Source organism: Corallococcus sp. AS-1-6 (assembly GCF_020037015.1).
Taxonomy (GTDB): domain Bacteria; phylum Myxococcota; class Myxococcia; order Myxococcales; family Myxococcaceae; genus Corallococcus.
Window position 1 is genome coordinate 123,760 of sequence record NZ_JAIQDE010000025.1, and the last position, 23,425, is coordinate 147,184.

Consider the following 23,425-nt stretch of genomic DNA (forward strand, 5'->3'; position numbering starts at 1 on the left):
CTACCAGCGCACCTCCGGGAGCGGCGCGTACAGCGCGCGCCCCTCCGCGCCCTGCCCGGTGAGGCCCAGCTTCGCGCCCACGCGGTACACGGCCCGCACCTGCTCCATCACCTGGGACGACACGGCGGCCTGGCTCCCGGTGGCCTCGTCATCGCTGTTGTCCGCCTCGTGCTTGCCCAGCAGCTCCGACAGCACCTGGCCCGTGGGCCGGGGGCGCGGGAAGACGACGATGCGGACCGGGGCGTCCTTCTCCAGCTTCGCGGCCTCCCGGGCCAGCTCCAGCGCCTTCGGGTAGCCGCCGAGCGCGTCCACCAGCCCGCGCTCCAGCGCGTCCTCGCCCGTCCACACGCGCCCCTTCGCGACCGCCTGCAGCTTCTCCAGCGGCATGTTGCGCGCCTGGGCGGCGCGGCTGGTGAAGTCCAGGTAGATGGTGTCCAGCTCGGACTCCAACTGCGCGCGCTGCTCGGGGGTGAACTCCTGGTCGGAGCTGGCGAAGGTGGCGTTCTTCCCGAAGGCGATGGTGTCGAAGTTCACGCCCAGCTTCGCCCACAGCTCGGACGTGACGAACTTGCCGTTGTACACGCCGATGCTCCCCGTCAGCGTGCCCGGCTGGGCGACGATTTTGTCCCCGGCCATGGCCACGAAGTAGCCGCCGCTGGCCGCGTACGAGCCCATGGTGACGATGACGGGCTTGCCCGCCTCGCGCGCGCGCTGCACCTCCCGGCGGATGGTGTCGCTGGCGGAGTAGCTGCCGCCCGGGCTGTCCACGCGGAAGAGGATGGCCTTCACGGACGGGTCCTCCACCGCCTTGCGGAAGGCCGCCGCCACGGTGTCGCCGCCCATCACCTGGCCGCCGGAGAGCGGGTTGGACTGGCTCTTGCCGCGCAGCACCTCGCCCACGCCGTAGATGAGCGCGACGGTGGTGCCCGTCTGGTGCGGCCGGCCCGCGCGCTCCAGGTACTTGTCCACGTAGAGGAACTTCGCGCCCTCCCCGGCCTGCTGCTTCAGCTCGTCGTGGATCTCGTCGCGGTAGCGCAGCCCGTCCACCAGCTTCGCGTCCACGGCCGCCTGGCCCATGAAGGGCGCGCGGTCGATGAGGGCGCGCACCTCGTCCTCGGACAGCTTGCGGCCCTCCGCCACGCCCTTCACCACCTGGCGGAAGAGGCCGCCGCCGTAGGCCTCCGTGGCCTCGCGCTGGTGGGGGCCGTAGGACTCGTCGGTGAAGCTGTTGACGGCGTTCTTGTACTCGGCGCGCTTGCCGAACTCCGGCTTCACGCCCAGCTTCGCGAACGCGTCGCGCGCGAAGGGCGTCTCCATCACCAGGCCGGTGAGCCCCACGTCGCCGGAGGGCTGGATGTAGACGGAGTCGAAGGCGCTCGCGAGGTAGTAGGCGCCGGTGCCGTTGCCCGCCTCGCCGAAGCCGTCCGCGTAGGCCACCGCCCGCTTGCCCGACGCGCGGAAGGACTTCACCGCGTCCCGCAGCTCCTGCACCTGCGCGGAGCTGCCCGGCTGGCCGATGCGCACCACCAGCGACTTCACCCGGGGGTCCGTGGCCGCCTTCTCCAGGCCCTCCACCACGTCCCTCAGCGACGTGGGCTCCTCGCCGAAGGCGCCCGCCAGCGAGGTGTCCAGCGTGTACTCCGGCAGCGGGTGCTGCAGGTCCAGCTCCAGCACCAGGTTGGACGGCACGCCCGGCTTGCTGGAGGCCGCGAGCATCAACAGCCCCACCACACCCACCACGAAGAGGATGGACAGCGCTCCAATGAAGGCCAGCGCGCCAATGAAGAAGCGTTTCATCCGGAAGGACTCCTGGTGCCCGAGTACCCGAGGGGCATTCCCCCAGCTCCCGGCGGCCTACCATCAACGCACGCGTCCGACGATGCTTGCGTGCGCCGCGGTGATGGACGGCGGACGGGGAGCCAGGGCCCGCCCGTCCTGGTGGCCGGGGGCCGGGCCGGCGCCTGCCCCGTGCGAGGGCCGCCGCGGTGCACACCGTCCTTCTTGGAGCCAGGGGAAGCCAGGGGCATCCGGCCCCGGGAGGCATGGGATGCGGAAGCGACGGTTGGGCAATTCCGACATGGACCTCACCGCGCTGGGGTTTGGCGCGTGGGCCATTGGAGGGGGCGGCTGGGCGTTCGCCTGGGGCGCGCAGGACGACGCGCGGTCCATTGAAGCCATCCAGCGCGCGCTGGATTCGGGCATCAACTGGATCGACACGGCGGCGGTGTATGGGTTGGGGCACTCCGAGGACGTGGTGGCCCGGGCGCTGAAGGGGCGGGACACGCGTCCGTATGTCTTCACCAAGTGCGGGATGGTCTGGGATGAGCAGGGCCAGGTCAGCCGCCGGTTGAAGGCGGACTCGGTGCGCAGGGAGTGCGAGGCGTCCCTGCGGCGGCTGAAGGTGGATGCCATTGATTTGTATCAGGTGCACTGGCCGGTGGAGTCCGGCGAGGAGATTGAAGAGGGGTGGACGGCGCTGGCGGAGCTGCAACGGCAGGGCAAGGTGCGCTGGCTGGGGGTGTCCAACTTCAATGTCTCGCAGTTGGAGCGGGTGCGGCGCATCGCCCCGGTGACGTCGTTGCAGCCGCCGTACTCGCTCATCCACCGGGACATCGAGGACGACCTGCTGCCCTACTGTCAGAAGCAGGGCATCGGGGTGATTGTGTATTCACCCATGGCGTCCGGGCTGCTGACCGGGGCGATGACGCGCGAGCGCATCCTGGCGATGCCGGATGACGACTGGCGCCGCGGCAGCGCGGACTTCCAGGAGCCGAAGCTGTCGCATCACCTGTCGCTGGTGGAGCGCATGCGCGAGGTGGGCGCGCGGCATGGGCGTTCTCCGGCGGAGGTGGCCCTCGCCTGGACGCTGCGGGAGCCGGCCGTCACCGCGGCCATCGTGGGGGCGCGCAGCGCGAAGCAGGTGGATGGCTTCATCCACGCGGGGACCTTCCGGCTGACGTCCGAGGAGGTCCGCGAGGTGGAGGAGGTCCTGGGCTCCGGCTCCGCGATGGCGCCCGGGGGCATCTACGCCTGAGTGACGGGGCGCATGGAGGGCTCAGCTCTCCTCTGGGCCGTCCATGCGTTCTTCCAGGACGTCGATGCGCTTGCGGTCGGACGACTGGGCTTCCGCGAGGTGGTTCAGCGCGCGGCCCACCTGTCCGAACATCCGGATCTGCGCGCTTTTGATGCCGTGCACTTCCTGCGTCAGGGTCGAGACGTGCGTGGTGAGCTCACCCATGTTGTCCCGGAACTCATCCATCTCCGCATCCAGGGCGCGCACCTGTTCAGCGATGACATGGATCCGATCCGACATGCGTTGGGTCTTCCGGAAGAGGACCCGGCACTTCATGTGGACCGCTCTCAAGGCCTTTTCCGTCCGCGCGAACTGCTCCTTCGACTCCTCCTGCATCTCGCGGAACTCCTGCAGCATCCGCACCATCACGTCCCCGCCCGTCGCCGTCGCCAATCCGTCCCTCCTGGTGATGGGCTGCGTACCTAGCACCTTGTCCTGACATGGCATTCCACGCGACCTCCGGTTCGGATCCGCGCCAGGATACATGACGACCCGTGAGGTTGGAAGCTCGGGACAGGACCTGTGACGGTCCACGGGTGTCCCTGGGTGGACGCCTGCCCGGAGGGCCCGGGTTTCTTGGGATGGGAGGACCCGGTGGAGCGGTTAGAAGTCCCGTGCCCACTGCTTCGCACCCCGAGGACCGCATGACGCGTCGTACCCCGCTCGCCCTGCTGGCTGTCCTGCTCGTGGCGGCCCCGCCCGTGTGGGCCCGGGCCCCGGCTCCCCTCCCGAAGCCCGCTGCCTCCTCGAGCGCGCGTGCCCAGACGAAGCCAGCCGCCCTGGCCCCCGTCGCGAGCGTGGAGGGCATCACCGAATACCGCCTGCCCAATGGCCTGCGCGTCCTGCTCTTCCCGGACCCCACCAAGGCCACCGTCACCGTCAACATCACCTACCTGGTGGGCAGCAAGCACGAGGGCTACGGCGAGACGGGCATGGCGCACCTGCTCGAACACCTGATGTTCAAGGGCACGCCCACCACCCCCAACGTGCCCCAGGCCCTCACCGAGCGCGGCGCGCGCCCCAACGGCACCACCTGGCTGGACCGCACCAACTACTACGAGACCCTGCCCGCCTCGGACGACAACCTGGCCTGGGCGCTGTCCTTCGAGGCGGACCGCATGGTCCACAGCTTCATCGCGCGCAAGGACCTGGACAGCGAGATGACCGTGGTCCGCAACGAGTTCGAGTCCGGCGAGAACGACCCGCGCGGCATCCTCTTCAAGCGCACCATGAGCGCCGCGTACCGCTGGCACAACTACGGCAAGGCCACCATCGGCGCGAAGGCGGACCTGGAGAACGTGCCCATCGACCGGCTCCAGGCCTTCTACCGGCGCTACTACCGCCCCGACAACGCGACGCTCGTCATCGCCGGACGCTTCCAGCCGGAGAAGGCCCTGTCGCTCGTGCAGTCCACCTTCGGCAAGCTGGCCAGGCCCGCGGAGCCCGTGCCCCTCACGTACACCCAGGAGCCCACCCAGGACGGTGAGCGCGAGGTGACGCTGCGCCGCGTGGGTGACAACCAGCTCCTCTCCAGCGTCTACCACGTGCCCGAGGGCGCCCACCCCGACTTCGCCGCCATCGACGTGCTCACCCAGGTGCTGGGCGACGTGCCGTCCGGCCGCCTCTACAAGGCGCTCGTGGAGACGAAGAAGGCCTCGCGCGCGGGCGCGTTCAACTTCCAGTTGCGCGACCCGGGCGTCATCGGCTTCAGCGCGGAGGCCCGCCAGGATCAACCCCTGGCCCCCGTGCGCGAGGCGCTGATCAATACCGTGGAGGAGGCCTCCCGCACGCCCTTCACCGACGAGGAGGTGAACCGCGCGAAGACGGCCCTCGCGAAGCAGACGGAGCTCTTGCTCAACAACTCCGAGCGCGCGGCCATCCTCCTGTCCGAGTGGGCCGCCGTGGGCGACTGGCGCCTGCTCTTCCTGCACCGCGACCGCATCGAGGCCGTCACGCCCGCGGACGTCACCCGCGTGGCCGCCGCGTACCTCAAGGGCTCCAACCGCACCCTGGGCACCTTCGTGCCCACGCCCAAGCCGGACCGCTCGGAGCTGCCGCCCCCGGTGGACGTGGCGAAGATGGTGGACGGCTACCAGGGCAAGGCCGCCGTCGCCCAGGGCGAGGCCTTCGACCCCTCCCCCGCCAACATCGAGTCGCGCGTGCAGCGCGGCGAGCTGGCCAACGGCGTGAAGTACGCGCTGCTCCCCAAGAAGACGCGCGGCGAGATGGTCAACCTGTCGCTGGACCTGCACTGGGGCACCGCGGAGGCCGTGAGCGGCAAGCTGCCCGCCGCCTCCTACGCCGGCGGCATGCTGATGCGCGGCACGAAGAAGCACACCCGCCAGCAGCTCTACGACGCGCTCGACAAGCTCAAGGCCCGCGTGGGCGTGGACGGCGGCGCGCTGGGCGCCAGCGTCTCCATCGAGTGCCCTCGCGCGAGCCTCCCGGAGGTCCTCAAGCTGGTGACGGAGGTGCTGCGCGAGCCCGCGTTCGACGCGAAGGAGTTCGCGCTGCTCAAGCAGGAGCGGCTGGCCTCGCTGGAGTCGCAGCGCAGCGAGCCGCAGCCCCAGGCCAGCATCGCGTTCTGGCGCGTGCTCAGCCCCCAGTACCCCAAGGGCCACCCGTACTACGTGCCCACCCTGGAGGAGCGCCTGGCCGACGCGAAGGCCGTCACGCTGGAGCAGGCGCGCGACTTCCACCGCCAGTTCTACGGCGCCTCGCGCGGGGAGCTCGCGGTGGTGGGTGACTTCGACGCGAAGGAGCTCCCCTCGCTGGTGAGCCCCCTGCTCGACGGCTGGAAGAGCCCGGCGCCCTACGCGCGCGTGCCCCGCACGTTCCAGGCCGTGGCCCCGAAGTCCGTCGTGCTGGAGACGCCGGACAAGGCCAACGCGTACTTCCTCGCCGGACAGTTGCTCCAGGTGCGCGACGACCACGCGGACTGGCCCGGCCTGATGATGGGCAACTTCATGCTGGGCGGGGGCTTCCTCAACTCGCGGCTGGCCACGCGCGTGCGACAGCAGGACGGCCTGTCCTACGGCGTGGGCAGCAGCCTGTCCGCGCAGGAGCTGGACACCGTGGGCTGGTTCCTCACCTACGCCATCTACGCGCCGCAGAACGCCCAGAAGCTGGAGGCCGCCATGCGCGAGGAGGTCACCCGCGCCGTGCAGAAGGGCTTCACGCCGCAGGAGCTGGACAAGGCGCGCGCGGGCCTCCTGGAGTACCGCCAGTCCGCCCGGGCGCAGGACGGGAACCTGGCGCAGCAGTTGGCGGACGGCCTGTACCTGGGGCGCACGCTGAAGTTCGACGCGGACATCGAGGCGAAGCTCCAGAAGCTGACCGCCGACGACGTGCGCAAGGCCCTGGCCAACCACCTGGACTTCAGCAAGGCCACCCTCGTGCGCGCGGGTGACTTCGCGAACGCCTCCAAGCAGCCGGCGCCGGCCAAGGCGAACGCGGCGCCTTGAGGCCGTGTCTGTCATTGGGCATGGGCGCTAGAGTCCGCGCCCATGCCCGTGCAACTGGTGGAAGGCGACCTGCTGGACCAGCCCGTGGACGCCATCGTCAACGCGTGGAACCGGAACATCATCCCCTGGTGGCTGCTGTTGCCGCAGGGGGTGTCCGGGGCCATCAAGCGCCGCGGTGGCACGGCGCCCTTCCGCGAGGTCGCGCGCGTGGGGCCCATGCCCCTGGGCTCGGCGGTGGTGACCGGGCCGGGGCGCCTGCCCTTCAAGGGCATCATCCACGTCGCGGGCATCGACATGCTCTGGCGGGCGTCCGCGCGGTCCATCCAGGACTCGGTGCGAAACGCGCTGGCGCGGGCGCATGAGCACGGCTTCCGCTCCGTGGCGTTCCCCATCATCGGCGCGGGCTCCGGGAGCTTCGACGAGGACCGCGCGCTGGAGCTGATGCGCGAGGCCCTGGGGGATGCCCCTGCTTTCGACGTGCGCGTGGTGCGCTTCCGCCGTTAGAGGGAGCGCACCTCTTCACTCGCGAAGCGAGGCGGACATGATCGACCTGTACACGTGGAACACGCCGAACGGACACAAGGTCTCCGTGGCGCTGGAGGAGCTGGGGCTGCCGTACACCGTGCACGCGCTGGACATCTCCACGGGCGTGCAGAAGCAGCCCGCGTTCCTGGCCATCAACCCCAACGGCCGCATCCCCGCCATCGTGGACCGCGCGGAGGGCGACTTCGCCGTCTTCGAGTCCGGCGCCATCCTGCTCTACCTGGCGGAGAAGACGGGCAAGCTGATGCCCACGGACGCGAAGGGCCGCTCCCAGGTCATCCAGTGGCTGATGTTCCAGATGGCCGGCGTGGGCCCCATGCAGGGGCAGGCCAACGTCTTCTTCCGCTACTTCCCGGAGAAGCTCCAGCCCGCCATCGACCGGTACCAGAACGAGACGCGCCGCCTGTACACGGTGCTGGAGAGCCGGCTGAAGGACCACGAGTACCTGGCCGGTGACTACAGCATCGCGGACATCGCGAACTGGGCGTGGGTGCGCATCCACGACTGGGCCGGCGTGTCCGTGGACGGGCTGCCGGGCGTGCAGCGGTGGCTGGCCGCCATCGAGCAGCGGCCCGCGGCGCAGCGCGGACTGAAGGTGCCCGCGCCCCGCGAGGAGAAGCCCAGGACCGAGGAAGAGGCCGTCCAGCACGTGCGCACGTTCCTCCAGCGCTGAGGCGCCCTCCCCTCCCCTGCCCTGCCCCGTCGCATGGCCCCGAACCTCCGGACATCCGTCCCGGGCGTGCGCATGATGGGGCCGTGCATGGCTCCCGAGCCGGGAGCCCGGGGAGTGGATGACATGGAAGCGGTGCGGAGCCTGGGCCGGTGGGCCGGACTGTGTCTGGCGTTGGGACTGTGGGGCGCGTGCTCGCCGGGCGGCGGCGGCACCGTGCGCGCGTCGCGGGACAACGTGGCGCCGGATGGCTGCGCGCGGGCCACGTGCTCGCAGGCGATGGTGGCCTGTGGCCGGACGCCGGACGGGTGCGGCGGCTTCATCGACTGCGGCGACTGTCAGGCCGGCACGTGCACGGACGGCCGCTGCGTGGCCCCGCCCGTGCCCGCCGAGCCGAAGAAGGAGCCCACCGGTCCCATCAGCACCTGCTCCCCCGGGTGCAAACCCAATGAGTCCTGCGTGGACGGCCGCTGCGTCTGCCAGCGCGCGACGTGCGCCACGCTGGGGTTGAAGTGCGGCACCGCGGACGATGGCTGCGGCGGCGTGGTGCAGTGTGGCGCGTGCCAGCCGGCGTGCCGCCCGGATGAGATGGAGTGCTGCGGCGCGTGCATCCCCCGGTCCGACGGGCGCTGCCCGGAGAACGTGCACTGCCCCAGCCGGTCCAACCCCCTCCCCACCCGCTGACGCCGCGCGGCTCCCGGGCCCCCTCTGGAGCGGGGCCCGGAGCCCGGAATGTCAGACCCCCCCGCTATACCCTTCCCCGTCGCGCACACGGGAGGTCCGCCGGCCTCGCTGGTTCGAGTCCGAGAGCCCCCCATGCGCCCTCACCGCACGGGCAGCTTTCTGGCCCCCGTGTGTGCGACGCCATGTGAAGGCACGAGGTCCGGGGGACTCGTGCGGGCAGGTCCCATGGTTGCCATCGCCGTCGAAGGGCCAGAGACGCCACCGGTGTGTCAGGCGCGCCCTCGGCGGATCCACGATGACTGGTGCGCGCGAGGCGGGCGGCGTTGTTACCCCTCCCACTGCCCGCCTCGCGTGCTCCCGAACTCCGGGCCCTGTCTGTGTTGGGGCCACGGCCCGGGCCGGTGAGCGACCCGCCGGGGGGACGGTGTCCCCAGGGCCGGCTTGCCACGGACGCGCCGGGGCGTGATACCCCCCGGGACGCGATGGAACTCCGATACGACATCGTCGTGGTGGGGCTGGGCCACGCGGGCTGCGAGGCGGCGCTCGCGTGTGCTCGCATGGGCCTGTCCACCCTGGGCGTGACGCTCAAGCGCGAGCGCGCCGCCGTGATGAGCTGCAACCCCGCCGTGGGCGGCACCGCCAAGGGCCACCTGGTGCGCGAGCTCGATGCGCTCGGGGGCCAGATGGGCCGCGCGGCGGACCTCGCGGGCACGCACGTCAAAATCCTCAATCCCTCCAAGGGCCCCGCCGTGCAGGCCACCCGCGTCCTCTGCGACCGCGACGCCTACGCCGCCGGCATGCAGGCCGTGCTCTTCACCCAACCCAACCTCACCGTGCGCGAGGGCGAAGTCGCCGCCGTCGTCGCGGAAGGGGGGAGGGTGAAGGGCGTGGTGCTGGGGGACGGCACGCAGGTGGTGGCCCGCGCGGTGCTCCTCACCACCGGCACCTTCCTGCGCGCGCTCATGCACGTGGGCGAGCAGAAGGAGGTCGGCGGCCGCCTGGGAGACGAAGCCGCGCGCGGCCTGTCGGAGTCGCTGCACGCGCTCGGCTTCACGCTGGGCCGCTTCAAGACGGGCACGCCCGCGCGCCTGTCCCGCGACAGCATCGACTGGGACGCCGTCACGCCACAGCCGGGTGACTCGGGTGTGCGGCCGTTCTCCTGGCGCACGCGGATGGAGCAGGGGCTGCCGTTCCCACGTCAGCCTTCTGTGACGTGCGGCCTCACCGCGACGACGGAGGCGACGCACCGGCTCTTGCGCGACAACCTGCACCGCTCGCCGCTGTTCCAGGGGGACATCGTGGGGCGGGGGCCCCGGTACTGCCCGTCGCTGGAGGACAAGGTGGTGCGCTTCGCCGCTCGCGAACGGCACCAGGTGTTCCTCGAACCGGAGGGGCCCACGTCGCCGCTCGTGTACCCGGCGGGCCTGTCCACCAGCATGCCCGCGGACGTGCAGGCGGAGTTCCTGCGCACCATCCCCGGCCTGTCCCGCGTGGAGGTGGTCCGCTACGGCTACGCGGTGGAGTACGACTACGCGCCGCCCACGCAACTGCACCCCACGCTGGAGACGAAGGCCGTCGCGGGCCTGTTCTTCGCGGGCCAGCTCAACGGCACCTCCGGCTACGAGGAGGCCGCCTTCCAGGGCCTGTGGGCCGGCATCCAGGCGGCGCTCCAGGTGAAGGGCGAACCGCCGCTCGTCGTGGGCCGCGACGAGGCGCACGGCGCGGTGCTCGTGGATGACCTGGTGACGAAGGGCGTGGATGAGCCGTTCCGCATGTTCACCAGCCGCTCCGAACACAGGCTCCGCCTGCGCGAGGGCAACGCGGACCTGCGGCTCGCGCGGCACGGGCATCGCGTGGGGTTGCTGCCGAAGGAGGCCCTGGAGCGCGCGGAGGCCCGGGCCCACGCGGTGATGGAGGAGGTCGCGCGGCTCAAGCGCGGCGGCCTGGCCCCGCGGCTCAAGCGCCCGGAGGTGACGTACGCGCACCTGGCGGACGGGCGCGAGGACTTCCCGGCGCTCCCCCCCGACGTCGTGGAGGAGGTGGAGGTGGAGGTGAAGTACGAGGGCTACATCGCCCAGGCCGCCCGGGCCGCGGCGCGCGAGGCGGAGGCGTCCGACCGCTGGCGCATCCCGGACACGTTCCGCTTCGCGGACGTGCGCGGGCTGGGGACGGAGGCGGTGGAGAAGCTGTCCACGCACCGGCCCGGAACGGTAGGACAGGCGCGTCGGATTCCGGGCCTGACCCCCGCCGCGGTGTCCCTGCTCCTGGTCGCGCTCAAGCGGGGGCAGGGGCCGTCAAGTGATCAGGAACAGGGCTGTGGATAACGTGTGGACATTTCTGGGGATGGATTTCCCCTGAATGATTCCAAGGACTTGAAGGGCCCTTCGGGGTGGAGGTGTTGTGGATAACGCGCGGTTCGCAGATCAGTTGGCATCCGGATGCAGTGCGTTGGGCATCACCGTGGGGCCGGAGGTGGGCCCCAGGCTCCAGCGGCTGATGGCGGAGCTCCTGAAGTGGAACGCGAAGGTGAACCTCACGGCCATCACCGCGCCGGAGGAGGTGCTGGAGAAGCACTTCCTGGACTCGCTGGCGGTGCTGCCGGAGGTGAGGGGCGCGACGTCGCTGCTGGACCTGGGCGCGGGCGCGGGCTTCCCCGGGCTGCCGCTCAAGCTGGAGCTGCCGGAGCTGGGCGTGACGCTGGTGGACACGGTGGGCAAGAAGATCGCCTTCATCAAGGCCGCCGCCGCCAGCCTGGGGCTCGTGGGCGTGCGCGGGCTGCACGCCCGGGCGGAAGGGAAGCCGGAGGCGGAGGGGATTCCGCGCGCGCAGGTGCTCATCGCGCGAGCGTTCATGGACCTGCCGGACTGGCTGAACCTGGCGCCCGCGTACGTGGAGGAGGGCGGGCGCGTGGTGGCGATGCTGGGCAAGCAGCAGACGGACGCGGAGCTCCAGGCGCGCGCGGCCGAGCGCGGCCTGCGCGTGGTGTCCGCCCGCTCGTACCGGCTCCCGTTCTCCGGCGCCGAGCGCCAGGTCGCGGTGTTCGCGAAGCAGTAGGGGAGGGGAGGGCGCGCGGGCTCCAGCTTCAGTGCGAGCCCGCGGCGGCCACCTGCCGTTGAATCTCCCGGAAGTGCTCCAGCACGTGGTCGAGCGCGTGCTCGGAGACGAAGTCGAGCCCCTCCATGGCGCCCGAGGCGGCGGAGGCGGCGCGCTCGAACATGGCCTCCTCGTAGCCCTTCACGGCGCGGCTCCAGTCGGCGTCCGCCGCGAGCGCGAGCCCCAGCTCCAGCCCATCGAGCATCGCCATGTTCACGCCCTCGCCGGAGAAGGGCGGCATGACATGGGCCGCGTCCCCGAGCAGCGTCACGCCCGGCCGGTGCGTCCACCGATGGCCCACGGGCAGCGCGACGATGGGGCGCGCGGCGAGGGTGTCGTTGCACGCGTCGATGAACGCGAGCAGGGACGGCGCCCAGCCTGGGAGCAGCGCCTTGAGCTGTTCGCGCGCCCGGGCAGGGGAGGACGTGTCCACGAGCCCCTGCTGGAGCTGTGCCTCGGAGATCCGGAACATGAAGTAGGCGCGCACGTGGCCGTGGCTGCTGCGCTGGGCGATGAGGCCCTGGTTGCCTCCGACGACGGAGATCTTCCCGCGAGGGAGGAGCTTCGCGACCGCCGGGTGCCGCGAGTCCACGTCGTCGATTTGCAGCTCGATGAAGAGCACGCCCGTGAAGGTGGGCGTCGCCGGGGACACGAGCGGACGGACGCGGGACCACGCGCCATCCGCGCCCACCACCAGGTCGAACGTTCCCAGTGAGCCCGCCGGACCCACGACGCGGTAGCGCCCGTCGGGCAGCGGCTCCACGGCGGACACCTTGCTTCCCCAGCGGATCCACTCCGAGGGGAGGCTGTCCAGCAGCAGGGAGCGCAGTTGCGTACGGTCGATCTCCGGCCGGTCGCCGTCGCTCGCCTCGTTGTGCTGGAAGTGGAGCGTCCCCTGGGCGTCATAGAGGGCGTCACCCTGGTCGTCGTACCGGGCGACGGCCTTGAACTCCGCTGTTAGTCCGGCCTCGCGAAGTGCGCGCAGCCCGGAGTCGCCGTGCAGGTCCAGCGAACCTCCTTGAGGACGGGCGAGCGGGTGCTCATCCAACTCGAACACCGTGGCCGCGATGCCCCGTGTCGCCAGGATCCGGGCCAACGTCAGTCCCCCCGGACCACTCCCGATGATGCCCACTGTCTTCGTGATGTGCATAGCCTACTATGTAAATTGAGATAGCATCCTATGCAAATGAAAGGGACCCTGGTCGACCGCCTGTTCCGGCGCGACCCCGACGCGCGTCTGCTCCCGCGGGCTCGGGATGGGACCGCTACCGGTGTTGCACGCGTTGGAGGAGGGGCGCGCGAAGTCGCAGCGACTTGGGCGCGAGTGAAGCAGCCGATGATGGCGCAGCCGCTATCGCGCATGGAGCGCGACGGCGTGGTCCAGCGTGAGCCGAACCTAGCGGATGCGCGCGGAAGCCTGACCCCGCTCACGCGAACGGCGCGGCAGCGATGACAAGAGGGGCGGCGCTGATGTCCGTGGAACAGGACGTGACGGCGGGTTTCAGCTCGAAGGCGCAACCGGTGAGCCTGCTTCAGCGTGTGGTGGAGAACCTGGAGCCGTGACGCGGATCCGAGTCACGACGTGAGCGGATCCGCAGCCGTTTCATGGGTGCGCGGATCCATCGCACGAGGAAGCGCGGAGTGGGATGGCCCGCGAAGGAACGCCACGTCCTTCACGTCTCCCGAACTGGAGCCTGTCCGCGCGGAGAAGCAGCGATGCCTCCCGTCCGGAGCGCACCGCACGAACCTGTCCGACAGTCGGACCAGTTTGGAGGTTCGCGCCGGAGAGAGGCACCTCACGAGGCCGAGGCGGACGAACCTGTCCGACAGTCGGACAAGTTTGCAGGGTCGCGCCGGAGAGAGGCACCTCACGAGGCCGAGGCGGACGAACCTGTCCGACAGTCGGACAGGTTTGGAGATCATCCTTGGAAGGGGAGGGCACCTCGGTCCGAGCCGCACGAACCTGTCCGACAGTCGGACCAGTTTGGAGAGCATCCTCGGGAGGGGAGGGCACCTCGGTCCGAGCCGCACGAACCTGTCCGACAGTCGGACCAGTTTGGAGGTTCGCGCAGGAGAGGGGCACCTCACGAGCCCGAGGCGGACGAACCTGTCCGACAGTCGGACAGGTTTGGCGTGCCCCGTTGGAAGGGGCGGGGATCCGGACCGTTCGCCGGAACTTCTGGCATGTGCGCGAGCGTTCGCGGGCGATGCGTGGAACTCGCGGCTCCGATGCCGCGCGGGGACGGTTCGCCTGACGTGCCGCCGCGTGACGGACACCTCTCGCGGCTCCGGGCGCGTCGAGCTCGCGAACTTCCTTCGCAGCCGCCGTGAGCGTTTGCGTCCGGAGGACGTGGGACTTCCTTCCGGTTCGCGACGGCGCACGCCGGGCCTTCGCCGCGAGGAACTGGCGCGGCTCGCGGACGTGGGCGTCAGTTGGTACACGTGGCTGGAGCAGGGGAGGGACCTCCACGTCTCCGAACCGCTGCTGGAGCGCCTGGTGGTCGCGCTCCGCCTGACGCCGACGGAACGCCTGCACCTCTTCGCGCTGGCACACGGCCGGCCCGCGCCCATGCCCGTGCGCTCACCGGAGTCGGTCAGCGACGCGCTTCAACGCCTGCTCGACGCGCATCCGTTTCCGGTGCTCGTCTCGACCCGGCGGTGGGACATCGTCGCGTGGAACGCGGCCGCGACGGTCCTCTACCCGGACCTGGGACTTCCAGCCTCCTCGCCGGAGGAGCGCAACGGTTTGTGGGCGCTGTTCATGAATCGGACCGGCGCGCGCGAATGCCCTCCTGGGACGAAGCGGTGCGCCGGGCCGTGGCGGGATTCCGGATGGACGCCGCGAGGTCCGCGGACCGCTCGGAGTTCGATGCGCTGGTGCAGAAGCTCCAGGCCGCGAGCCCCGAGTTCGCGCGCCTCTGGCGTGAGCACGACGTGGTGGAGACCCCCTCCCTGGTGAAGGTGCTCATCCTCCCGGAGCTGGGGCCCATCGAGTTCGAGAACGTCACGCTCACGTACTCGGAACCCGATGGGCGGGAGCTGCGCGTGTCTTTCGATGCGCCGGGTACCGGTCCCCACCTGGAGCGCACCCGGGCGTTGTTCTCGCGGCAGGTGGCTCCCGGTCAGGACCGCACGTAGCCCCCCGCGCAGTCGCGGGCGGATCATCACGGATTGAAGCGGACGCCGGTCCACGCCTCGCTCGCGGTCCACAGCCGGTCGGCCTGCTTCGGATCCACGGCCCAATCCTTCACGCCGCGCCGGAGGGTGGCGTCGGGCGGCGCCATCACGGCGATGTCCACGTTCTCGCAGTAGACGCCGCCCCTGCCCGCGAGCTGGGAACTCGTCGCGCACCAGACCGTGGTCGCGGCGCCCTGCTCGGGCGTCTTCAGCGGCTCGACCTTGTTGGAGTTCTCGATGGAGGCGCGGACCTCCTCCTCGGACATGGACCGGACCAGCTCCGTGAGGATGCCGCCGGGGTGGACGGCGAACGCGCGCACCCCGTGGGCCTCGCCGCGCGCATCCAGTCCGACGGCGAAGAGGATGTTCGCGGTCTTCGACTGCCCGTAGGCGACCCACTTGTCGTAGGGGCGCCTCTGGAAGAAGGGGTCCTCGAAGTCCACGTCGGCGAAGAAGTGGCCGCGCGATGACAGGCACACCACGCGCGCGCCGTTCGCCTGCTTCAGCGCGGGCCAGAGCCGGGCGGTGAGCTGGAAGTGGCCGAGGTGGTTGGTGGCGAACTGCGATTCGAACCCGCGCGCGTCGCGGGTGAGCGGTGAGGCCATGACGCCCGCGTTGTTGATGAGCAGGTGCAGCGGCCGGCCGGACGCGACGAAGCGGGATGCGAACGCATCAATGGACGCCGGATCGATGAGGTCCAGTTGCTCCAGCTCCACGCGCTCCCATCCCGCGAGCGCCGCGCGGGCCTTGTCGGGAGTCCGAGCGGGGACGATGACGGTGGCTCCGGCGTCATGGAGCGCGCGGGTGGTCTCCAGTCCGATGCCTGCGTAGCCGCCGGTCACGATGGCGACGGTGCCATCCAGTCGGGTGTGGCCCAGGGCCTCGCGTGCGGTGGTGGTCGCGCCGAAGCCGGAGTTCAGGGGCTGCTGTTTCGGGGTCATGGGCACAAGGTGCAGGCCCTTGGTCCGCGCGAAAAGAGCGTCAATTCATCCTATGTCTGGAACCCCCTGGATGCGGATCCGGGAAGGAGGGAACGGACCATGGACACGGTGAAGCTGCGGGTCGCGAGGCCGACACGGGACCTGAAGGCGGTGGTGCGCTTCTACCGGGACGGGCTGGGCTTCGAGGTGCTCGGAGGGTTCGAGGACCACGCGGGGTTCGACGGCGTGATGCTCGGGCACGCGGGTGCGCCGTATCACCTGGAGTTCACGGTGGAGCGCGGACACGAGGCCCCGAGAGCGCCGTCCCAGGACCACCTCCTGGTGTTCTACGTGCCGGACCCGGAAGCGTGGGCGGCGCGGGTCCACCGCATGGAGGCCGCGGGCTTCGCGCCGGTGCCGTCACGCAACCCGTACTGGGACGCGAACGGAAGGACCTTCGAGGATCCGGACGGCTACCGGGTCGTGCTTCAGCAAGCCACCTGGTCGCGTTGAGCGGTGAAGCGCGGCGGCGCGTGTTCCACGTGGAACACGCCCGTGAGTCCAGCCATGTGATGGAGCGAAGTCCCGGACCTTGGCCGTGAATCGCGGCATCGCCCCGAGCCTCGAACCTCCATGCGAACAACGGGCACGTCCGAGGTCTCGCGTGAAAGCGCCTGCGGACCGGATGCGATGCATCCACGTTGGGCGGCTTCTTGTTCCACGTGGAACGTCCATGGCGATGCCTTCCGGGTGCGGTCGGGGGCCTGATGCTCCGCGTTCCACGTGGAACACGTCCTCGAGTTCGGCCAGGTGACGAAGCGGAACTCGGGGAACCGCGTGGCTGAGGTCTCGCGTGAAGGCGCCTGCGGACCGGATGCGATGCATCCACGGTGAGCGACTCCTTGTTCCACGTGGAACGTCCATGGCGAGAGCTTCGAAGTGGCACGCAGCGACACGTGAGGCCCATGTTCCACGTGGAACACGCGCTGCCTGATGGGCCGGCGATGGACCTGGATGTGGATGCGGCTGAGTCCTGGCTGAGCACCACGAGATGCCGCGTGAAAGCCGTTCACGCCGCACGGGACCTCCGCTGTTGTCCGCGCATGAGCAGGCGGGTGGGGCCGTGTTGAGCGATGACTTCGGATCCAGCCTCCGCATGCACGAGCCCGCGAAGCATGAGCTGTCGCCCACCGGAGCCGGTGCGTGATGGGCATCGCTGAAAGGGACGAAGCGACGGAGGCACAGGCTGGGTGCCCGGCCGGTGTTCCACGTGGAACACGGCTGGCTTCCGGTCCGTGTGAGGAGGCGCTGACGAACAAGCGTTGAAGCGGCATGCGGTGGTTCGCCGTGGCGCTGAGCCGTGCCTGACCTGGAGCGCTTGATGGAGCGCAGGGGAGGGGAGCTGGCGCTCATGCGGCTTCGCGTGTTCCACGTGGAACACGCTCCAAGAAGGGGCTCCCCTGGTTGATTGGACTGCGGCCGTCAGCGTGAAGGGCAGCGCGTGGGATGTGCTGTTGGGGGCTGAAGAAGGGGCCGCGTGAACGGCTCCGCATCAGGCACGCATCCATGCGGTTCGTGGGCGGCTGGGCATCGGATCCGGGCATGCATCCACGCCGTGGCTCAGGGATGACGGGTGCGAGGTGAAGGGGATGAAAGGGAGCGCCAGGCTGGCTGCTGCTTCCCCGACCTCCACGTCGCGGACGCCGTGACGTGTTCCACGTGGAACGTCCCGTGTGGATCCGTCACCGCGTGGTGCGTGGTTCATGAGCGGCGTGAGACCCGTCTTCATCTGCGGGTGCCTGTGGAGGCTTGAGCGTGTTCCACGTGGAACGTGATGGTTGGCACCGTGCCTCCCGCGACCGTGGTTTGGAGAAAGCGCTGAAGACGCTTTCGATGCGCGTGGGTCGGGATGGCTGGAGCGTGGTGTTCCACGTGGAACGTCCCGCGTGGAGCCAACGAGGTGAGCGGAAGCGGTTCACGCCATCTGATGAGCGGATGCTCGCCACGCGTGCACGAGATGGCGTGGGCGTGTTCCACGTGGAACGGGTGCACCGGCCTGCTGCTTGGAAGCGGCGTCCCTGTCCGTGATGGATGTCGAGCATCCCGTCACTCAGGTGCACGCGGCAGCGGAGGCGTGTTCCACGTGGAACGGCCCGTGGTGGCTGGTCATGGCCTGGCGCTTCCGTGGTCCGCGCCAGATGTCGGGCTTCTTTCGCGCTGCCTGTACCAAGCGATGTGGTGGGCATCTGAAGCAGCGGCTTCGCGGGTTGGGCTGAAGGGATCCGTGCGAGACGCCGCGCTCCGCACCGCGTGCTCGTCACCACTTGAGCGTGTTCCACGTGGAACCTGTCGGCACGTGCGTGCGGGGCCTTGGATTGGCGCCGTTCGCGAAAGTCGTCGCGCCGTTCTTCCTCATGGCGCGGTTCGCGCTGACGCGCGTTCCACGTGGAACCTGTCGGCACGTGCGCGCGAGGCCTTGGTTGGCGCCATCCGCGAAAGTCATCGCGCCGTTCTTCCTCATGGCGCGGTTCGCGCTGATGCGCGTTCCACGTGGAACCTATCGGCACGTGCGCGCGAGGCCTTGGTTGGCGCCGTCCGCGAAAGTCGTCGCACCGTTCTTCCTCATGGCGCGGTTCGCGCTGATGCTTGGTCCACGTGGCCCGCGCGGCACGGAAAGAGCGTCGTGGAGTTGGCGCGGTGCTCGGTACGAGTCGAGCTGTTCTTCCGCACGGTGCGGTTCGCGCTGATGCGTGTTCCACGTGGAACGTGATGCGCGGACTTGTGGCCTTGGGGCGGTGCGGTTCCTGGAGCAGGTCGGACCGGTCTTCCGCAGGGTGAGGGTCGTGCGCTCGCGCGTGTTCCACGTGGCACGTGAGGCGCGGGCGTGTGGCCTTGGGCCGGCGCGTTTCTGGAACAGGTCGGGCCGTTCTTCCGCGGGGTGGAGTTCGTGCGCTCGCGCGTGTTCCACGTGAAACGCGCGGCCGGGGAGCGCGGCCTGTTGGCGGCGTGGCCCGTGAAAAGCGCCGGACTGTTCTTCCGTGCGGCGGCGCTCGCGGTCAGGCGTGTTCCACGTGGAGCGGCTGGCCTGGATGACGACCTCCAACTGACGCGGCTACGAAAGGTCGGACCGTGCCTCCGCGTGGCGGTGCTCGCATCCGGGGTCGGTCGTGCATGTGCGCGGCGGACCTTCGGCGGACTGCTCGCGTCGGGCGTGGTTCGCGAGAAGTGGCGGACCGTCCTTCCACGTCGCGGTGCTCGTATCCGTGGGCGACCGCTCATGTGACGGGCTCTGCTTCGGCGCACCGCCCACGTTGAATGGTGGCGTGGGAAGCGTGCTCGGACCGTCCTTCATGTCGCGGCGCTCGCATCCGTGATGGGCGCGGCTTCGGCGCACCGCCCACGCTGAATGCTGGAGCGGGAAGTGCGCCCGGCCCGTCCTGGCATGTCGCGGTGCTCGCATCCGTGGAGGCACCCATGGGAGCGGCGCTCGTTCGGCGCGCCGTCCGCGTTGAGCGAGGGGCGTGGGAAGCACGCCCGGACCGCCCCGCCATGTCGCGGTGCTCGCATCCACGGGTGGTCGCCCATGGGACCGGCTCACCTTCGGTGCACGGTCTCCGTTGAACGAGGGGAAGCGTGGCCGGTCCGTCCCTGCGCAGTCGCGCGCAGTCGCGACTCCCCCGCTGGCCTGTGGTGTGGTTCGCGAGAAGTGGCGGCCTGTCCTTCCACATCGCGAGACGCCGGTCGCCGGGCCTGCGTTGACCAATGCTCGTGTGAAAAGCCCTGGTCGTTCGCGCCACGGCACTCAGCCGCGAAACGCGGGTCGCTGGAACCCGCCCTGCGTTGAACGCGGTTCGCGGGAAGCGCCCGGTCCGTTCGCATCGCCGCATCGGCTCGCGCGAAATCCGTCCGCCGCGCGGACCCACGAAGCCCGGCCGGTTCCACGTGAAACGCCGGACCCGCGAACCGCTTGAGGCCTCCACCACGAACCCGCCGCGCGCGACCCCCTGAAAAACCCAACACCCTTCCGCCCCGCACGGAATCACCCCCGGAAAGCAGCCGGGCAGGCACGCGCAGCCCCCCTCCTCCGCGCGAATTCCCACCGCTCCCCAGCCACCCACGGGCCCCGAGCGAGGGGCCGGGCACGGCTCCCGTTCCACCTTGGATGGGAAATTGATCCGTCCTCGAACCCCGTGCTAGCTGCCTGATCAGGCCCCGATTCGCGCGCACGTCCGCGCGAACCGCGGGCGGGCTCTAGGCGTCAGCCGGGGCGAGAGAGGATGGGCCACGTGGGTCGTATCATCTGCATCTCCAACCAGAAGGGCGGCGTGGGTAAGACCACCACCGCCATCAACCTCGCCGCGAGCCTCGCCTCCGCGGAGCGCCGCACCCTGCTGGTGGACATGGACCCCCAGGGCAACGCCGGCAGCGGCCTGGGCCTCAAGCGCGAGAACCTCACCGGCACCGTCTACGACGCGCTCCTCGGAGGCCGCCCCGCTTCGGAGCTGGTCCACCCCACCGAGCTGCGCTTCCTCCAGGTCATCCCCGCCACGCCCGACCTCACCGGCGCGGAGGTCGAGCTCGTCAACCAGGAGCGCCGCGAGTTCCGCCTGCGCGAAGCCCTGCTGCCGCTCAAGGACAAGTACGACTACATCATCATCGACTGTCCGCCCTCGCTCGGCCTGCTCACGCTCAACGCGCTCGTCACCGCGGACTCCGTCCTCATCCCGCTCCAGTGCGAGTACTACGCGCTGGAGGGCCTCTCCCAGCTCACGCACACCATCGACCTGGTCAAGCAGGGGCTCAACCCCTCGCTGAAGATGGAGGGCATCCTCCTGACCATGTTCGACGCGCGCGCCAACATCGCCCACCAGGTCGTGGACGAGGTGCGCGGCTACTTCAAGGACCAGGTCTTCCAGGCCGTCGTGCCGCGCAACGTGCGCCTGTCCGAGTGCCCGTCCTTCGGCAAGCCCATCATCCTCTACGACATCAAGTCCAAGGGCTGCGAGAGCTACCTGGCCCTGGGCCGCGAGCTGATGCGCCGGGACTCCCCCAAGCCGTCCAAGCGCCGGGTCGCCTGACCGGTCGCCTCCTTAATAGAGAGATGTGAATGGTGGGACCGGGTGCCCGGTTCGCCGTGAAGCACTCAAGGCCCATGCGCGCCGGTCCCACGCCGGCGCGGGGAGTTCCCAACCACCGTGCAGAAGAACGCAGACACCCAGAAGCGCGCCCTGGGCCGGGGCCTGTCCGCCCTCATCCCCCAGGCCGCCCCCGCCGCGCCGGCCCCCGCCGCGCCGCCGCCGAAGCCCGGCGTGCTCAAGCTGGCCATCGAGTCCATCCACCGCGACCCGCTCCAGCCCCGCCGCCACTTCGACGAGACCAAGCTCCACGAGCTCACCGAGTCCATCAAGGCGCAGGGCCTGCTCCAGCCCATCCTCGTCCGCAAGAACCCGAACAAGGGCGGCGACGGCTACCTCATCATCGCGGGCGAGCGCCGCTGGCGCGCCTCCCAGGCCGCGGGCCTGAAGGAGATCCCCGCCATCGTGCGCGAGGTCACGGAGGCCGAGTCCTTCGAGCTCGCCCTGGTGGAGAACCTCCAGCGCGCGGACCTCAACCCCATTGAAGAGGCGGACGGCTACCGGCGCCTGGTGGAGGAGTTCAAGCTCACGCAGGAGCAGGTGGCCCAGAAGGTGGGCAAGGAGCGCTCCACCGTCGCGAACGCGCTGCGCCTCCTGGCCCTGCCCCCGGACGTGAAGGCCATGGTGGCGGACGGGTCGCTGTCCATGGGCCACGCGCGCGCGCTGCTCGGCGTGCCCCGCCTGCCGGAGCTCCAGAACTTGGCGAAGCAGGTGACGGAGAAGAAGCTGTCCGTGCGCGACACGGAGCGGCTGGTGCAGCAGGGCCGGTCCGCGAAGGGCGGCAAGGACGCAGGAAAGCCGGCGCCCAAGGTGAGCCCGCAGGTGAAGGCGCTCACCGAGGAGCTGCAGCGTCGGTTGGGAACAAAGGTCCGTCTGTCGGAGAAAAGCCCGGGAAAAGGCACCCTGGAAGTCGACTTCTTCTCCTACGATGACCTCGACAGGCTGTTGAAGCTTCTGAGGAAGGAGTAGGGCGTGGCGCTCCTTGGCGGGAAGAAAGACGAAGCACCCAGCAAGCCCCTGTTCAAACGGGAGGAGGATTTCGTGTCGACGCGTCCGGGTGAGGTTCACACGCTTCTGGGCAAGGGAAGCGAGTTCGAGGGGAAGCTCACCTTCGAAGGTCAGGTTCGAATCGACGGCAAGTTCAACGGGCAGATCGTCACCAAGGACGTGCTCGTCATTGGCGACGGCGCCCGCGTGCAGGCGGAGATCCAGGCCGGCACCGTCATCATCAACGGCACCGTGGAAGGCAACGTGCGCGCCACGCAGCTCATCGAGCTGAAGCAGCCGGGCCGCGTGAAGGGCAACCTGGAGACGCCGTCGCTCTCCATGGACCGCGGCGTCATCTTCGAGGGCTCCCTCAAGATGGAGAACCTGGGCAAGGGCGGCAACCCGCCCCCGCCCGGAGAGAAGAAGTAGCGGTGCGCGTCCTCGCGTCCCACGCGCGGAAGACCCCGGGGCTCCTGGGCCTCGGGCTCGTCTCGCTCGGCGTCCTGTTCGGCGGCTGCGAGGGCTGCCAGAAGAAGACGCCGGCCGGGGACCTCGCGACGGAAGACGCGGGGCTGCGCTCGGGCGTGAAGGTGCCGCTGCCGCCGGGCTGGTCCGCGCAGGTGGCCACCGACGGCAGCTTCCAGGCGGGCCCTCCCGGCCGCCCGGCGCTGCGAGTGGATTTGAAGCCGGGGCAGGGCGAGCAGATGCCCTCCTCGGAGACGCTGGCGGACACCGTCCGTCAGCAGATGAAGCAGTTCACGCTGTCGCTGGACCAGGAGGAGGACACCCCGTCCTTCGCCCTCCTGCGCGTGACCATGGCCCCCTCCCTGGCGGACGGCGGCGTGGGCCCGGAGGCGCCGGCGTTCTTCGGCGCCCGGCGCGTGGGCGAGGACCTGTTCCTCTGCGCCAGCCTCCCCGGCGCCACCCCGGAGGAAGTCCGCCTGGCCACCGAGGCCTGCCGTACCATCCAGGTGCAGGCCGCGCCCCGCTGACAGTCCCTGCGTGAGGGCCGCGGCCTCCTGATGAAGGAGCGCGGAGGCCCCATGGACGACTGGCGCAAGAACCTCATCGAAGACGCGGAAGGCATTGGCGAGCTGCTCGCGCGCACGAAGCGCATCGCCGTGCTGGGCATCCGCCCGGAAGCGCAGGCGGACAGGCCCGCGCACGCCATCCCGAAGTTCCTCCAGGACCACGGCTTCACCGTGCTGCCCGTGCCCACGCACGGCGAGCAGGGGAGCATCCTGGGCGAGCCCGTCTCCGCGTCGGTGAAGGACGTGCCCGGGGAGGTGGACGTGGTGCAGGTGTTCCTCAAGCCGGACGACATCGACGCGCACGTGGACGCGATGCTGGCGAAGAAGCCGGGCGCGGTCTGGTTCCAGTTGGGCATCCGCAACGACGCCGCGGCCGAGCGGCTGGCGCGCGCGGGCATCCGCGTGGTGCAGGACCACTGCATGAAGGTGGAGTGGAAGAAGCGCCACCCGGACGCCCGATAAGCGGCCACGAAGGGGGCCCCGGGAACGTCCTGCGCGGCCCGGGTGTCCTCATTACGTGAGGAGCGTGAGGTTTCCGGTGACTGAGACTGGCAGGGGATGGACTTCGGGACCGGCCCGGGGTGCAATTCCGTCCACGTGCTGTCAGCCGGAGTCCCCGGGACTTCCCGAAAGCCTTCCGACTTCCTA

At 70.2% G+C, this 23,425-nt stretch carries 17 protein-coding genes and 1 pseudogene; 14 read left to right on the forward strand and 4 right to left on the reverse strand.

Annotated elements, in window-relative coordinates; genetic code table 11:
- Positions 1-1,797 (reverse strand): signal peptide peptidase SppA, encoded by a 1,797-nt coding sequence (gene sppA / locus K8612_RS29005; protein ID WP_223764648.1) that lies wholly within the window; start codon positions 1,795-1,797, stop codon positions 1-3.
- A gap of 250 nt (positions 1,798-2,047) precedes the next feature.
- On the opposite strand from sppA, the gene K8612_RS29010 reads away from it, so the two are divergent.
- Complete coding sequence (locus tag K8612_RS29010) at positions 2,048-3,034, forward strand: aldo/keto reductase (protein ID WP_223764649.1); 987 nt, start codon at positions 2,048-2,050, stop codon at positions 3,032-3,034.
- Positions 3,035-3,055: 21 nt separating this feature from the next.
- Here K8612_RS29010 and K8612_RS29015 read toward each other — a convergent pair whose 3' ends face one another.
- A complete protein-coding gene (locus tag K8612_RS29015) occupies positions 3,056-3,466 on the reverse strand; it encodes a hypothetical protein (RefSeq protein ID WP_223764650.1) in 411 nt (136 codons plus the stop codon).
- A gap of 251 nt (positions 3,467-3,717) precedes the next feature.
- On the opposite strand from K8612_RS29015, the gene K8612_RS29020 reads away from it, so the two are divergent.
- From K8612_RS29020 to rsmG, 6 genes are all read left to right on the forward strand, one after another.
- Entirely contained in the window at positions 3,718-6,537 is a 2,820-nt protein-coding gene (locus tag K8612_RS29020; protein WP_223764651.1) for a pitrilysin family protein, read from the forward strand.
- A 42-nt stretch (positions 6,538-6,579) separates the two neighbouring features.
- A complete protein-coding gene (locus K8612_RS29025) occupies positions 6,580-7,041 on the forward strand; it encodes a macro domain-containing protein (RefSeq protein WP_223744358.1) in 462 nt (153 codons plus the stop codon).
- Positions 7,042-7,078: 37 nt separating this feature from the next.
- Positions 7,079-7,753 (forward strand): glutathione S-transferase family protein, encoded by a 675-nt coding sequence (locus tag K8612_RS29030; RefSeq protein WP_223744356.1) that lies wholly within the window; start codon positions 7,079-7,081, stop codon positions 7,751-7,753.
- A gap of 123 nt (positions 7,754-7,876) precedes the next feature.
- Positions 7,877-8,434 (forward strand): hypothetical protein, encoded by a 558-nt coding sequence (locus K8612_RS29035; RefSeq protein ID WP_223744355.1) that lies wholly within the window; start codon positions 7,877-7,879, stop codon positions 8,432-8,434.
- Between the two features lie 482 nt (positions 8,435-8,916).
- Entirely contained in the window at positions 8,917-10,758 is a 1,842-nt protein-coding gene (gene mnmG, locus K8612_RS29040) for a tRNA uridine-5-carboxymethylaminomethyl(34) synthesis enzyme MnmG (RefSeq protein ID WP_223764652.1), read from the forward strand.
- Positions 10,759-10,834: 76 nt separating this feature from the next.
- On the forward strand, positions 10,835-11,488 hold the full coding sequence (rsmG, locus tag K8612_RS29045; protein ID WP_373692147.1) for a 16S rRNA (guanine(527)-N(7))-methyltransferase RsmG: 654 nt from the start codon (positions 10,835-10,837) through the stop codon (positions 11,486-11,488).
- A gap of 28 nt (positions 11,489-11,516) precedes the next feature.
- Here the strand turns inward: rsmG and K8612_RS29050 are convergent, their stop codons facing one another.
- Positions 11,517-12,677: an NAD(P)/FAD-dependent oxidoreductase gene (locus K8612_RS29050; RefSeq protein ID WP_223764654.1), complete on the reverse strand. Its 1,161-nt coding sequence runs from the start codon at positions 12,675-12,677 to the stop codon at positions 11,517-11,519.
- 1,200 nt (positions 12,678-13,877) lie between these two features.
- On the opposite strand from K8612_RS29050, the pseudogene K8612_RS29055 reads away from it, so the two are divergent.
- A pseudogene (locus tag K8612_RS29055) lies at positions 13,878-14,665 on the forward strand (helix-turn-helix transcriptional regulator).
- Positions 14,666-14,691: 26 nt separating this feature from the next.
- On the opposite strand, the gene K8612_RS29060 reads toward K8612_RS29055, so the two are convergent.
- Positions 14,692-15,645 carry an oxidoreductase gene (locus K8612_RS29060; RefSeq protein WP_223764655.1) on the reverse strand — a complete coding sequence of 318 codons (954 nt, stop codon included), beginning with the start codon at positions 15,643-15,645 and terminating at the stop codon, positions 14,692-14,694.
- A gap of 99 nt (positions 15,646-15,744) precedes the next feature.
- Here K8612_RS29060 and K8612_RS29065 point away from each other — a divergent pair, with 99 nt between their 5' ends.
- The 6 genes from K8612_RS29065 to K8612_RS29090 all read left to right on the forward strand — a co-directional run bounded on the left by K8612_RS29065 (position 15,745) and on the right by K8612_RS29090 (position 23,239).
- On the forward strand, positions 15,745-16,137 hold the full coding sequence (locus tag K8612_RS29065) for a VOC family protein (RefSeq protein WP_223764656.1): 393 nt from the start codon (positions 15,745-15,747) through the stop codon (positions 16,135-16,137).
- Positions 16,138-19,910: 3,773 nt separating this feature from the next.
- Complete coding sequence (locus tag K8612_RS29070; protein ID WP_014400846.1) at positions 19,911-20,702, forward strand: ParA family protein; 792 nt, start codon at positions 19,911-19,913, stop codon at positions 20,700-20,702.
- A gap of 117 nt (positions 20,703-20,819) precedes the next feature.
- Positions 20,820-21,728 carry a ParB/RepB/Spo0J family partition protein gene (locus K8612_RS29075; protein ID WP_223764657.1) on the forward strand — a complete coding sequence of 303 codons (909 nt, stop codon included), beginning with the start codon at positions 20,820-20,822 and terminating at the stop codon, positions 21,726-21,728.
- A gap of 3 nt (positions 21,729-21,731) precedes the next feature.
- The gene (gene bacM / locus K8612_RS29080; RefSeq protein ID WP_223764658.1) at positions 21,732-22,175 is read left to right on the forward strand and encodes a bactofilin BacM; all 444 of its coding nucleotides are present in this window, start codon (positions 21,732-21,734) and stop codon (positions 22,173-22,175) included.
- Between the two features lie 2 nt (positions 22,176-22,177).
- Positions 22,178-22,738, forward strand: coding sequence for a hypothetical protein (locus tag K8612_RS29085; RefSeq protein WP_223764659.1), 561 nt, complete (start codon positions 22,178-22,180; stop codon positions 22,736-22,738).
- Between the two features lie 51 nt (positions 22,739-22,789).
- Entirely contained in the window at positions 22,790-23,239 is a 450-nt protein-coding gene (locus tag K8612_RS29090) for a CoA-binding protein (protein WP_223744346.1), read from the forward strand.
- Positions 23,240-23,425 lie beyond the last annotated feature (186 nt).

Excerpts from the sequence above, each read along its gene's own strand:
- K8612_RS29010 (WP_223764649.1), top strand. The coding sequence starts at position 2,048 with ATGCGGAAGCGACGGTTGGGCAATTCCGACATGGACCTCACCGCGCTG.
- K8612_RS29090 (WP_223744346.1), top strand. The coding sequence starts at position 22,790 with ATGGACGACTGGCGCAAGAACCTCATCGAAGACGCGGAAGGCATTGGC.
- K8612_RS29065 (WP_223764656.1), top strand. The coding sequence starts at position 15,745 with ATGGACACGGTGAAGCTGCGGGTCGCGAGGCCGACACGGGACCTGAAG.
- K8612_RS29060 (WP_223764655.1), bottom strand. The coding sequence starts at position 15,645 with ATGACCCCGAAACAGCAGCCCCTGAACTCCGGCTTCGGCGCGACCACC.
- mnmG (WP_223764652.1), top strand. The coding sequence starts at position 8,917 with ATGGAACTCCGATACGACATCGTCGTGGTGGGGCTGGGCCACGCGGGC.
- K8612_RS29020 (WP_223764651.1), top strand. The coding sequence starts at position 3,718 with ATGACGCGTCGTACCCCGCTCGCCCTGCTGGCTGTCCTGCTCGTGGCG.
- K8612_RS29050 (WP_223764654.1), bottom strand. The coding sequence starts at position 12,677 with ATGCACATCACGAAGACAGTGGGCATCATCGGGAGTGGTCCGGGGGGA.
- K8612_RS29025 (WP_223744358.1), top strand. The coding sequence starts at position 6,580 with ATGCCCGTGCAACTGGTGGAAGGCGACCTGCTGGACCAGCCCGTGGAC.
- K8612_RS29030 (WP_223744356.1), top strand. The coding sequence starts at position 7,079 with ATGATCGACCTGTACACGTGGAACACGCCGAACGGACACAAGGTCTCC.
- K8612_RS29035 (WP_223744355.1), top strand. The coding sequence starts at position 7,877 with ATGGAAGCGGTGCGGAGCCTGGGCCGGTGGGCCGGACTGTGTCTGGCG.
- sppA (WP_223764648.1), bottom strand. The coding sequence starts at position 1,797 with ATGAAACGCTTCTTCATTGGCGCGCTGGCCTTCATTGGAGCGCTGTCC.